This is a genomic window from Nonomuraea sp. NPDC005501 (assembly GCF_040605905.1).
Lineage (GTDB): Bacteria > Actinomycetota > Actinomycetes > Streptosporangiales > Streptosporangiaceae > Nonomuraea.
The window spans coordinates 36,093-47,217 of sequence record NZ_JBEXDT010000045.1; the positions used below are offsets into that span (position 1 = coordinate 36,093).

The 11,125-nt window shown below is 70.7% G+C and carries 11 protein-coding genes; 7 read left to right on the forward strand and 4 right to left on the reverse strand.

Annotated elements, in window-relative coordinates; genetic code table 11:
* Window positions 1-38: 38 nt before the first annotated feature.
* Together ABZS51_RS22135 and ABZS51_RS22140 are read right to left on the reverse strand one after the other, a co-directional pair.
* Window positions 39-1,166 (reverse strand): thiolase, encoded by a 1,128-nt coding sequence (locus ABZS51_RS22135; protein ID WP_310713714.1) that lies wholly within the window; start codon window positions 1,164-1,166, stop codon window positions 39-41.
* Complete coding sequence (locus ABZS51_RS22140; RefSeq protein ID WP_355443987.1) at window positions 1,163-1,582, reverse strand: Zn-ribbon domain-containing OB-fold protein; 420 nt, start codon at window positions 1,580-1,582, stop codon at window positions 1,163-1,165. The genes ABZS51_RS22135 and ABZS51_RS22140 overlap by 4 nt, the downstream gene beginning before the upstream one ends.
* Before the next feature lie 129 nt (window positions 1,583-1,711).
* Between ABZS51_RS22140 and ABZS51_RS22145 the strand changes: the two genes are divergently transcribed.
* From ABZS51_RS22145 to ABZS51_RS22175, 7 genes are all read left to right on the forward strand, one after another.
* The gene (locus ABZS51_RS22145; protein WP_355443990.1) at window positions 1,712-3,082 is read left to right on the forward strand and encodes an MFS transporter; all 1,371 of its coding nucleotides are present in this window, start codon (window positions 1,712-1,714) and stop codon (window positions 3,080-3,082) included.
* A gap of 210 nt (window positions 3,083-3,292) precedes the next feature.
* Window positions 3,293-3,943, forward strand: coding sequence for a hypothetical protein (locus ABZS51_RS22150; protein WP_355443993.1), 651 nt, complete (start codon window positions 3,293-3,295; stop codon window positions 3,941-3,943).
* 108 nt (window positions 3,944-4,051) lie between these two features.
* On the forward strand, window positions 4,052-5,041 hold the full coding sequence (locus tag ABZS51_RS22155) for a LacI family DNA-binding transcriptional regulator (RefSeq protein WP_310713721.1): 990 nt from the start codon (window positions 4,052-4,054) through the stop codon (window positions 5,039-5,041).
* Between the two features lie 94 nt (window positions 5,042-5,135).
* On the forward strand, window positions 5,136-6,500 hold the full coding sequence (locus ABZS51_RS22160; RefSeq protein WP_355443996.1) for an extracellular solute-binding protein: 1,365 nt from the start codon (window positions 5,136-5,138) through the stop codon (window positions 6,498-6,500).
* A 5-nt stretch (window positions 6,501-6,505) separates the two neighbouring features.
* Window positions 6,506-7,384 (forward strand): sugar ABC transporter permease, encoded by an 879-nt coding sequence (locus ABZS51_RS22165; RefSeq protein ID WP_355443999.1) that lies wholly within the window; start codon window positions 6,506-6,508, stop codon window positions 7,382-7,384.
* Window positions 7,381-8,310: a carbohydrate ABC transporter permease gene (locus ABZS51_RS22170; protein WP_355444003.1), complete on the forward strand. Its 930-nt coding sequence runs from the start codon at window positions 7,381-7,383 to the stop codon at window positions 8,308-8,310. Before ABZS51_RS22165 ends, ABZS51_RS22170 begins: the two co-directional genes overlap by 4 nt.
* Before the next feature lie 2 nt (window positions 8,311-8,312).
* Window positions 8,313-9,839, forward strand: a complete 1,527-nt coding sequence (locus ABZS51_RS22175; protein WP_355444006.1) for a glycoside hydrolase family 13 protein — start codon at window positions 8,313-8,315, stop codon at window positions 9,837-9,839.
* A gap of 36 nt (window positions 9,840-9,875) precedes the next feature.
* On the opposite strand, the gene ABZS51_RS22180 is transcribed toward ABZS51_RS22175, so the two are convergent.
* On the reverse strand, window positions 9,876-10,304 hold the full coding sequence (locus tag ABZS51_RS22180) for a cupredoxin domain-containing protein (RefSeq protein WP_355444009.1): 429 nt from the start codon (window positions 10,302-10,304) through the stop codon (window positions 9,876-9,878).
* Window positions 10,305-10,417: 113 nt separating this feature from the next.
* A complete protein-coding gene (locus ABZS51_RS22185) occupies window positions 10,418-10,867 on the reverse strand; it encodes a hypothetical protein (RefSeq protein WP_355444012.1) in 450 nt (149 codons plus the stop codon).
* Window positions 10,868-11,125 lie beyond the last annotated feature (258 nt).

Below are 11,125 nucleotides of genomic sequence, written 5' to 3' on the forward strand. Positions count from 1 at the left end.
GCTGTCGCCGCGGCCGGACCCTCGCGCGGACGCCGCCGTCACGGCAGCCGGTTGGCCAGCACCAGGGTCGCGGCCGAGGCGAACATGCCGCCGTTGCCGAGCACCACGCTCACCTCGGCGCCGGGCACCTGCGCCGCGGCCTCTCCGCGCAGCTGACGCACCGACTCCTGGATGGCGAACATGCCGTACATCCCGGTATGGGTGTAGGACAGCCCGCCGCCGTTGGTGTTGAGCGGCAGCCGCCCGCCCGGCGACGTGTGGCCCTCGGCGATGAACGCGCCCGCCTCGCCGCGCTTGAGGAAGCCGAGGTCCTCCAGGCCGTAGATGGGGACGTGGGCGAACGCGTCGTAGATCATGAGGTGGTCGACGTCGCCGTGGGAGACGCCCGCCTCGGCGAACGCCGCCTCCCCCGACAGGCGGAAGCCCTTGGAGGTGGTGAGGTCCTCCATCTGGGAGACGATCGGCGAATCGGCCGACTCTCCGGAGCCGAGCAGGTGGACCGGCCGCCTGCGGGCGCGCTCCTCGGAGGTGACGACCAGCGCGCCGCCCCCGTCGGTGACCAGGCAGCACTCCAGCAGGTGGAACGGGTAGGCGACCAGCCGCGAGGCGAGCACGTCCTCGACCGTGACCAGGTCGCGGTACATGGCGCGCGGGTTGAGGTGCGCCCACCGCCGCTGCGCGACGGCGACCTCGGCGAGCTGCTCGTGCGTGAGCCCGGTCTCCTTCATGTACCGCAGCGCGGTCAGCGTGAACGCCGTGGACGGGCCGGACACGCCGTACGGCAGCTCGAACTGGCCCATCAGCGAGTCCCGGCCCAGCGCCGGGTATCCGGCGCCCACCCGGGAGCGGCCCGACTCGCCGTGCGTGATCAGCACCGTGTGGCACTGGCCGGCCCGGATGGCCGCGGCGGCGTGCCGTACGTGGAAGAGGAACGACGACCCGCCCACGCCCGTGCCGTCGAGCCAGGCCGGGGTGATGCCGAGGGCGTGGGCGATCTGCACGGGGCCCGGCACGCCGACGGTGGCGACGCCGTCGATGTCGTCCTTGGTCATGCCGGCGTCGGCGAGGGCGTTGCGCGCGGCCTCCAGGTGGAGCGCCAGGGTGGAGTGGGCGGGCAGCCTGCCGACCTCGTCGGTCTCGGCCGCCCCCGCGATCACGATGTTCATCGGGCGGCTCCGGCCGGCTGGAACAGCGGGACCGCCATGTCGCCGCGCTGCTCGAACACCACGCGCAGCTCCATGTCGAGGGGCAGGTTCTCCGGAGTGATCTCCACGCCGACGATGTTGGTCATCATCCTGACGCCCTCCTCCAGCTCGACGAGGGCGATGGCGTACGGCCCGTCGTCCTCGAAGCCGGGCGCCGGCCGGTGGTTGATCACGTAGGACACCAGCGTGGCCCGGCCGCCGGTGGTCACCCATGCGACGTCACCGGAGCCGCAGTGCGGGCAGGCCGGCCGTGGATAGAAGTAGTGCCGCGAGCAGCCGCGGCAGCGCTGGACCCGCAGCTCGCCCCTGGCCGTTCCGTCCCAGAACGGCTGGGTCTCCGGCGTCGGCTTGGGGACGGGTTTGCGTGAGGCGGTCATCGTGCTCCTGCTCGTGAGAGAAATGCCAGAAGCAGATTCTAGAACGTACATCTAAAATTGGCGAGGGCTCACAGCCCCTTGACGGGAGGCGTGCGGCGACGGACCATTCGTGGAAATGAATTCTAGAGCTTGCTTCTAGAACTCATGGGCGAGGGGACATCCCACCAGAAAGGCGTGTTCATGGGCCTGTTCTCCGTACGCGAGCTCGACGAGTACCCCACCGGCGCCCGCCGCATGAAGATCCTCACCATGGCGGTCCTGGCCGTCCTCATCGGTTCCTACGAGGCGCAGATCGCTCCGGTGGTCCCGCTGCTGCTGAAGGACCTCGACATGTCGCTCGCCACGTACGGGGCCGTGTCCGGCGCCGCGGCCGTCTCCGGGGCCGTCGCGTCCGCCCTGGGCGGCAGACTGACCGACCGGGTCGGCCGCGTGCGGCTGCTGGTGCCGCTCATGTTGGTGACCGCCCTCTGCTGCTTCGCGATGACGCTGGTGCACAGCCCGCGCGACCTGCTGATCGCCAGGATCGCGCTGGCCTTCGTCGACGGCGTCGCCATGGCGAGCACGGCGCCGCTGGTCCGCGACTTCTCCCCCCGCCTGGGCCGGGCGCAGGCGTTCGGCTTCTGGTCCTGGGGTCCCGTCGGGGCGAACCTGCTCGCCTCGGCCGTGGCGGGCTGGACGCTGCCCGTCTTCGGCGACTCCTGGCGCTCGCAGTTCGTCATCATGGGCTGCTTCTCGCTGGTGATCTCGCTGGTGATCGCCTTGAACATCGCCGACCTCTCGCCCGAGCTGCGCGCCCGCATCCAGCACTCCGAGCACGACGCCGCCCACGTCGTCGACCTCAGCCGGCCGTCCCGGGTGCGGTCGCTGTTCGCGGACCGCGCCATCTGGGCCCACGTCGTCGGCATCTCGCTGTGGCTGGTGCTGTTCCTCACGCTCACCCTGTTCGGCCAGGTCATGCTGGTCGACTCCCTGGGCATGAGCGCCGCCCAGGCGTCCACGGTCATGGCCGCCTTCTGGAGCCTCAACCTCCTCACGCTGATCGTCTTCGGGCGCGTCTCCGACCGCACCCGGACGCGCAAGCCGTTCGCGCTCGGCGGGACGGTCGCGGCGGTCCTCGTCACCGCCTACCTGGCCCACGTCCTCGGCGGCGGCGACGTGCCGACCGGCACGCTGATGATCGCCGGGGCGCTGCTCGGCGGCTCGCTCGGCGTGGCCTACGCGCCCTGGATGGCCAACTACTCCGAGGACGCGGAGGACGTGGACCCCAGGCTCCAGGGGACCGCGTGGGGGCTGTTCGGCTTCCTCACCAAGGCCATCGCGGTCGTCGGCCTGCTGGTCATCCCGCGCGTGGTCGAGGCGACGAGCTGGCAGACGTGGCTGCTGGTCTGCCTTGGCTGTCTCGTCCTGTTCATCCCGGCCGTCTTCTTCTTCAACGGCCCCTGGCGCCGCCCCGCCACCGGCGTGGCCGGCGTGACCTCCGTACCCGTCGAGGCCGACTGACCGGCGCCGCACCGGCCGGCCCCGCGCCGGCCGGTGCCGGCCAGTGCGGCCCAAGCCCGGACCAAGTGGGCTCCAAGCCTGCCTTCCTACCGTGAGAGGAGCGAGACGCCCGGAAGGGACGGTGACCCCCGATACCCCCCGGACGTCGACCGTGCTCCCTCCGCGCCACCGGATCCCCGGGGCGCGACCGTTACGGAGGAAGGAATCGGAATGATGTCGAACCACGCACGCATGGGGGTGGCCGCCGTGCTGACGGCCGCGGGGCTCCTGGGGCTCTCCGCTCCGGCGCACGCCGCGAACGGCCTCGCCGCGGACACCGGAGAGGTGACGGGTACGGTGTCGAACCTCTCCTCGGCGCGTGCCCAGGGCAAGGGGTACGTGCTGGCCAAATGCCCCTCGACCATGCCGTACATCAAGGGCACCAGCGCCACCACCAAGACCGGGAACCAGGAGGACCTGTCGTACGGCCACTACGACGAGTTCTGGCAGTCCGTCCCGGACGGCAGCGCGCAGGCGGCGAAGGTCAACTTCCACAACTCGCAGACGTACGCCGAGGAGAGCAAGTTCGGGCCCGTGGTGGTCACGGTCACGCTGACGCTGACGTGCTCGAACGTGAAGCCCGCCGGGCTGCCGAGGCCGCAGTTCAAGCAGAGCGTCCACGTCAACGGCCACTCGTACGGCAACCTGCAGATCACCTGCCCGGCCAACTACCCGACGGCCCTGGAGGCCGTCGAGAATCACTCGTACTGGTTCACCTCCTACGGGACCACCGTGTCGGGCGGCATGGGCGCGGCGACCTGGTACAACACCGACGAGCTGGTGTTCGGGACGGCCGACCTGACGGTGGCCTGCGGCCCCTGACCCGGACGGCTTCGCGCCCCGCCCGGATGTGCCCGGGACGTTCCAGAGGCATGTCGGGTCTACGTAAGCGCTTGCAAATACTTGCATGATCCGCCGTATAGTTTGCGCATGACGCGACGACTGGCAGACGTGGCCAAGAAGGTCGGGGTGAGCGAGGCGACCGTGAGCCGCGTGCTCAACGGCAAGCCCGGGGTGTCCGGCGCCACCCGGGAGGCCGTGCTGACCGCGCTCGACGTGCTCGGCTACGAGCGGCCCACCCAGTTGCGCGGCGACCGGGCTCGCCTGGTGGGGCTGGTGCTGCCGGAGCTGCAGAACCCGATCTTCCCGGCCTTCGCCGAGGTCGTGGGCGGGGCGCTGGCCCAGCAGGGGTTCACCTCCGTGCTCTGCACCAGGACGGTCGGCGGCGTCTCCGAGGCCGACTACGTCGACCTGCTGCTCCAGCAGCAGGTCAGCGGCGTGGTCTTCGCCGGCGGCCTGTACGCCCAGGCCGACGCCTCGCACGGGCACTACGAGCTGCTGCACGAGCGCAAGCTGCCCACGGTCCTGGTGAACGCGGCCGTGGAGCGGCTGGACTTCCCGCAGGTGTCCTGCGACGACGTGGTGGCCGCCGAGATCGCCCTGGCCCACCTGCGGGCGCTCGGCCACGAGCGCGTCGGCCTGCTCCTGGGCCCGAAGGACCACGTCCCGTCGCGACGCAAGCTGGACACCTTCCAGGCGGGCGGCGGCGACCCGGCGCTGGTGGAGCACACGATGTTCTCGCTGGAGGGCGGCCACGCGGCGGCCGCCCGGCTGGTGGCGCGCGGCGTGACCGGCGTGATCTGCGCCAGCGACCTGCTGGCGCTGGGCGCGGTCCGGGCGGTGCGGCGCGCCGGGATGTCCGTGCCCGCCGACGTCTCGGTGATCGGCTTCGACGACTCGGCGCTGATGAACTGCACCGACCCGCCGCTCACCACCGTGCGCCAGCCGATCGACGCCATGGGACGGGCGGCCGTGGACCTGCTGGTCGCGCAGATCGACAAGGCCGTGGTGCCCGCCGACGAGCTGCTGTACGAGCCGGAGCTGGTGGTCCGGGCGTCCACGGCCCGCGTACGTGCGTGATGGAGTCGTTATCTTGCAATAGTCCGTCGAGATATTGCAGTGCACGGTCGGCGATCCTATGGTGTGGGCACCTCGCACCAGAAGGGTCGAACCCATGCAGACATTCACCGGGCAGAAATCGGCAGCACTCTTACTGGCCACCGCGCTCACCCTCTCGGTCGCGGCGTGCGGCGGCGGAGAGCCCGCCGAGCCCGGCCCCGGCGGCGCCGCGCCGGTGACGATCACGGTCGCCTGCCAGCCCGCGAAGTCCGCGCCCAAGGAGCGCGCCGCCTGGGACGACGACATCGCCGCGTTCATGAAGGCGCACCCGGGCGTGACGGTCAGGAGCACCGACCAGCAGCCGTGCTTCGACCCCAAGACGTTCGGGCCGAAGCTGGCGGGCGGCCAGATGGAGACCGCCTTCGTGGTGCCGGTGACCAACTACGCCGACGTCATCGGCAAGGGCCAGGCGCTGGACGTCTCCCCGTACACGGGCCTGATCAGGAACTGGAACGACCTGCGCGCCGACGTCCGCGAGCTGGTGACCAAGGACGGCAAGGTGTACGGCGTCCCCAACGTCCACTACAGCGTCGGCCTCGTCTACAACCGCAAGCTGTTCACCCAGGCCGGGCTGGACCCGGACAAGCCGCCCGCCACCTGGGCCGAGATCCGCGAGGCCGCCAAGAAGATCGCCGGCCTGGGCCCCGGCTACGTCGGCTACGGCGAGTACTCCGGCGGCAACACCGGCGGCTGGCACTTCACCCAGGCCCTCTACGGCCGCGGCGGCGCCGTCCTCACCGACGACGGGAAGAAGGCCGCGTTCAACTCGCCCGAGGGCCGCGCCGTCCTGCAGACCCTGCACGACATGCGCTGGACCGACGACAGCATGGGCAGCCGGCTGCTGGTCGGCTGGGAGTCGCTGATGATGGCGATGGGCAGCGGCAAGGTCGGCATGATGCTCGGCGCCCCCGACGTGGTCACCGACGTCGTCAACAAGTTCAAGGGCAACGTCGCCGACTACGGCATCACCGGCTTCCCCGAGGCCAAGGCGTCGCTCAGCGGCGGCGAGGCGTTCATGATCAACCCCAAGGCCACCCCCGAGCAGGCCAAGGCCGCCCTGCAGTGGCTCGACTTCCGCTACAACACCGTCGGCAAGGGACGCTTCGACTTCGCCCGCGGCAAGGCCCTCGGCAACCCCGTCGGCGTGCCCGACAACGACGTCTACGGCGGCTCGCCCACCGGCAAGGCCATCCAGGCCGACCGGGAGAAGAACGCCACCCTGCCGGTCGCCAACTACGCGCCGTACGTGGCCGCCGCCTCCTCCGTGCCGCCCAAGGCCGAGCCCGCCCACGCCCAGGAGCTGTACGCGATCCTCGACGTGGTCATGTCCGGAGTGCTCAGCCGCCGCGAGGCCGACTCCGGCAAGCTGCTCGCCGACGCGGAGGCCAAGGCCAACGCGCTGCTGGCCGCCAAGGGCTGACCCGCGTGGGAGTCCTGAGACGCAACCTCACGGCCTACGGGTTCCTGTGCGCGGCGCTGGCCTGCTTCGCGGTGTTCGCCTGGTACCCCATGGTCAGGGAGTTCGTGCTGAGCTTCCAGCGGACCAACCTGGTCGATCCGCCCACCTGGGTGGGCCTGGACAACTTCCGGGCGGTCTTCCAGGACCCGGCGTTCGGCACGGCCTGGCTCAACACCGTGCAGTTCACGGTGCTCGCGCTGGTCTGCGGCTACGCCGTGCCGTTCGTCACCGCGCTGGTGCTCAACGAGCTCCGTCACGCCCGGGGCTACCTGCGGTTCGTCGTCTACCTGCCGGTCATGCTGCCGCCGATCGTGGCGGTGCTGCTGTTCAGGTGGTTCTACGACCCGGGCCCCGGGCTGTTCAACCAGCTCCTCGACCTCGTCCACCTGCCCCCGCTGGCCTGGCTGGACTCCTCCTCCACCGCCCTGATCTCCCTCGTGCTCGTCTCGACGTGGATGAACATGGGCAGCGCCACGCTCATCTACCTGGCGGCCCTGCAGAACATCCCGCCCGAGCTGTACGAGGCGGCCGAGCTGGACGGGGCCGGCATCCTCGCCCGGATCAGGCATGTCACGATCCCGCAGACCCGGCTCATCCTGCTGCTCATGCTGATGCTGCAGATCGTGGCCACCATGCAGGTCTTCATCGAGCCGTACATGCTGACCGGCGGCGGCCCGGAGAACTCCACGGTCACCGTCGCCTACCTGATGTACCAGTTCGCGTTCACCTACGGCGACGGCTACGGCCAGGCCGGCGCGCTGGGCATGATGCTCATGCTGGCGCTGCTCATCTTCGCGGCCTTCCAGCTCCGGCTCACCCGTGACGACCGGGGGGAGAGCGCATGATCTCCATCGGCGCCCGCACCTCCGCGGGCCGGGCGCGCGGGCGGAGCCGGCCCAGGCCGATCGAGGTGCGCTTCCGGACCATCGTCTCGCCGCAGCAGCTCAACAGCCGGTGGGGGCGGCGCGTCTACTGGGCCGTCCTGCTCACGGTGCTGGCCGGCTCCACGCTCGCATTCGTCTTCCCGCTGTACTGGATGGTCACGGGCGCGATGAAGACCGGCGAGGAGCTCGCCCGGATGCCGCCCACCGCGGTGCCGGAGGCGCCCACGCTGGACGCCTTCGCCGAGGCTTGGGAGCTGTTCGACATCGGGCTGCTGCTGCGCAACACCGCGTTCTACGCGCTGGGCGGATGGCTGTTCTCGATGGCGGTGGACGTCTGCGCGGCCTACGCGCTGTCGAAGCTGCGCCCCGCGTTCGGCAACGTGGTGCTGGGCGCCATGCTGGCGACGCTCATGGTCCCGCCCATGGTGGTGCTGATCCCGCTGTACGTCACGGTCGCCGACCTCGGGCTGCTCAACGACCCGTGGGGTCTGTGGCTGCCCGCGGCGGCCAACGGGTTCAACATCTTCCTGCTCAAGCGCTTCTTCGACTCCATACCGAGGGAGCTGATCGAGGCGGCGCGCATCGACGGCGCCGGGCCGCTGCGGGTGCTGTGGTCCGTGGTGCTGCCGGTGTCGCGGCCGATTCTCGGCGTGGTCTCCATCTTCACGATCGTCGCCTCGTTCAAGGATTTCGTCTGGCCGCTGCTGGTCATGACCGAGAGCGCCAGGATGACCGTCAGCGTCGGCCTGTCGCAGACGGCCGGAGCGGTGTCACAGAACGCGATCATGGCCGGGCTCGTCATCGCGAGTGTCCCGACGATCATCGTGTTCTTCTTCTTCCAACGGCACATCATGGCGGGCCTGACCGCCGGAAGCATCAAAGGATGAGCATGTCGCGAACGTGGTGGCGGGGGGCCGCGATCTACCAGGTGTACCTGCGCAGCTTCGCCGACGGCAACGGTGACGGCTGCGGGGACCTGGCCGGGCTGCGCTCCCGCCTCGGATACCTCAAGGACCTCGGTGTCGACGCCCTCTGGCTGAACCCGTGGTACCCGTCGCCGATGGCCGACGGCGGCTACGACGTGGCCGACTACCGGGACATCGAGCCGGTCTTCGGCACCCTGGCCGAGGCGGAGGCGTTCGTCGCCGAGGCCCACGAGCACGGGATCAGGGTCATCATCGACGTCGTGCCGAACCACGGCTCCACCGCCAGCGCCTGGTTCCAGGAGGCGCTGGCCGACCCCCGGACCAGGGACCGGTTCTGGTTCCGGGACGAACCGAACGGCTGGTCGTCGATCTTCGGCGGGCCGGCGTGGACGCGGGTGGCCGACGGGCAGTGGTACCTGCACCTGTTCGCCCCGGAGCAGCCCGACTTCAACTGGGACAACCCGGAGGTGCACCAGGAGTTCGAGGACGTGCTGCGCTTCTGGTTCGACCGGGGCGTGGACGGCGTCCGCGTCGACTCGGCCGCGCTGCTGTACAAGTCGGACGACGCGTACGAGGACCTGGACGGCGTGCACGAGGTGTACCGGCGCTGGCGCCGGATCGCCGACGAGTACGGCGAGCGGGTGCTGATCGGCGAGGTGTGGCTGCCCGACCAGGAGCGCTTCGCCCGTTACCTGCGGCCCGACGAGCTGCACACGGCCTTCAACTTCGACTTCCTGTCCTGCCCCTGGGACCCGGCGGAGCTGCGCCGGGTGATCGACCTGACGCTGGCCACGCACGTGCCGATCGGCGCCCCGCCGACGTGGGTCCTGTCCAACCACGACGTCACCCGCCCCGTGACCCGGTACGGCCGGGCCGAGACGGGCTTCCAGCACGGCGGCCGGCTGCACGGCAGCCCCACGGACCTGGAGCTGGGGCGGCGCCGGGCCAGGGCGGCGGCGCTGCTGGCGATGGCGCTGCCCGGAGGCGTCTACGTCTACCAGGGCGAGGAGCTCGGCCTTCCTGAGGTGGAGGACCTGCCCGACGAGGCGCGGCAGGACCCCATGTTCGCCAGGTCGGGCGGCGCCAACCCGGGCCGGGACGGCTGCCGCGTGCCGCTGCCCTGGTCGGGGGAGGAGCCGCCGTTCGGCTTCGGCGGGCCTGACCCGTCCGCCCCGCCCTGGCTGCCGCAGCCGGAGGGCTGGCGCAAGCTCACGGCGCAGGCGCAGCTCGCCGACCTGGACTCGATGCTCACCCTCTACCGCACGGCGCTGCGCCTGCGCCGCGACCTGCTCGGCGACGGCACGCTGACCTGGCTGCCGCTGAGCGAGGACGTGCTGGCCTTCCGGCGCGACTCGGGCCTGGTGTGCGTGTCGAACCTGGGCCCGGTCCCGGTGCCGCTCCCGCCGGGCGAGGTCCTGCTGGCCAGCGGCTCCGTGGCGGGAGGAGCGCTGCCGCCCGACACGACCGCCTGGCTGGCCCCGCCCGTGTGACGACCCGCTCGTGTGACGACCCGGCCGGGTGAGGTGTCAGCGGACGTCGAAGGCCGTGTCCATGCCCAGGGCCCGGTGGTCGTCCACCGGGCACCACACCTCGTAGCGCCCCGGCCGGAGAGTGACGGTGAGGAACGTCCGCTGCCCGGGTGTGATCGTCCCCGACCGCCTCGCGCCGCTGATGCCGGGGCCGGCGATCGCCATGGCGTGCGGCGACTCACCCTCGTTGCTCAGCCGGAACGTGTAGGAGCCGGACGTCAGGTCGTGCCGGGGCAGGGTGAAGGAGAAGTCGTCCATGGTCACGTCCACCGTGGTGACCTCGGCGGCGGCCGTGGCGGGCACCGGGGACCGGGGCGGGGCGGCGGACCACTCGTGGCTCCCGCCGCATCCCGCCGGCCCCAGCAGCACCGCGGCCGCGGCCGCGGCGAGCGTCGCCGGCCCCCGCCGGCGGCTGCTCCCGCCCATCGAGAACCTCCCCCGTGTAGGCGGCCCTCTCCTCCTGCACGGATCGGCTCGCGTCCCGGTTCACCGTAAGCGGGGCGCATGACGCCCCCACCCGGGGCAGGGGAGTCGCCTGCCTAACAGGAACGGCTCGGCGACAATTTCTTGGTGGCGGAATAGAGACCCGCCGCGCCGGGATTCCCGTCCGCGTAGGTCCAGGTCGCCCAGGCATACGTTATGTACTTGTAGCAGATCCTCTCCGGGACGGGATGTATCCATTTCTGAACGTAACCGGACCGCGAGACGGCCACGGTCCCCCAGGAGACGGACTTCTTGTCCGCCACGTACCACCCCGATTTGAACTGATACAGCTTCACGCCGACACGAACGTTACGCACCCGGCCCTTACAGCTCGCGGAGTTGGTGGCCACGACGCTGTAGTGGCTCTTCACGCTGGGGGTGAACGGCACGACCGAGCAGCCCGACTTCGCCGCCATGGCGGGCGCCGGCGAAAGAACGGACGTGGCGGTGGCCGCCGCCACGGCCACCGTGACAAGCCCCCGCGACAGACGCGATCTCCTGGTCATGACCAGCCTCCTTTTCGGTATTGCAGACCTGTTTCTGCACCTGGATGTGTTCGTTCGCATTCGCCTGTGGACCGATGAAAGGCAGCCTGCCGGAAACAGCGGGCGAGTAAAAGCCTTTGCATCTGAATGCAAATAGCCAGGAACAGTCGCTGACATCCGCACCGTGCCCCGCACCAAGGCCGCACCCGTGAGCCGCCGGCAGTGCGGCATCGCGACCGCGGGGCGTGGCCGCTACCAGGGAATTTGCATCCAGATGCA

Excerpts from the sequence above, each read along its gene's own strand:
- ABZS51_RS22175 (WP_355444006.1), top strand. The coding sequence starts at position 8,313 with ATGTCGCGAACGTGGTGGCGGGGGGCCGCGATCTACCAGGTGTACCTG.
- ABZS51_RS22155 (WP_310713721.1), top strand. The coding sequence starts at position 4,052 with ATGACGCGACGACTGGCAGACGTGGCCAAGAAGGTCGGGGTGAGCGAG.
- ABZS51_RS22140 (WP_355443987.1), bottom strand. The coding sequence starts at position 1,582 with ATGACCGCCTCACGCAAACCCGTCCCCAAGCCGACGCCGGAGACCCAG.
- ABZS51_RS22180 (WP_355444009.1), bottom strand. The coding sequence starts at position 10,304 with ATGGGCGGGAGCAGCCGCCGGCGGGGGCCGGCGACGCTCGCCGCGGCC.
- ABZS51_RS22150 (WP_355443993.1), top strand. The coding sequence starts at position 3,293 with ATGATGTCGAACCACGCACGCATGGGGGTGGCCGCCGTGCTGACGGCC.
- ABZS51_RS22185 (WP_355444012.1), bottom strand. The coding sequence starts at position 10,867 with ATGACCAGGAGATCGCGTCTGTCGCGGGGGCTTGTCACGGTGGCCGTG.
- ABZS51_RS22170 (WP_355444003.1), top strand. The coding sequence starts at position 7,381 with ATGATCTCCATCGGCGCCCGCACCTCCGCGGGCCGGGCGCGCGGGCGG.
- ABZS51_RS22135 (WP_310713714.1), bottom strand. The coding sequence starts at position 1,166 with ATGAACATCGTGATCGCGGGGGCGGCCGAGACCGACGAGGTCGGCAGG.
- ABZS51_RS22160 (WP_355443996.1), top strand. The coding sequence starts at position 5,136 with ATGCAGACATTCACCGGGCAGAAATCGGCAGCACTCTTACTGGCCACC.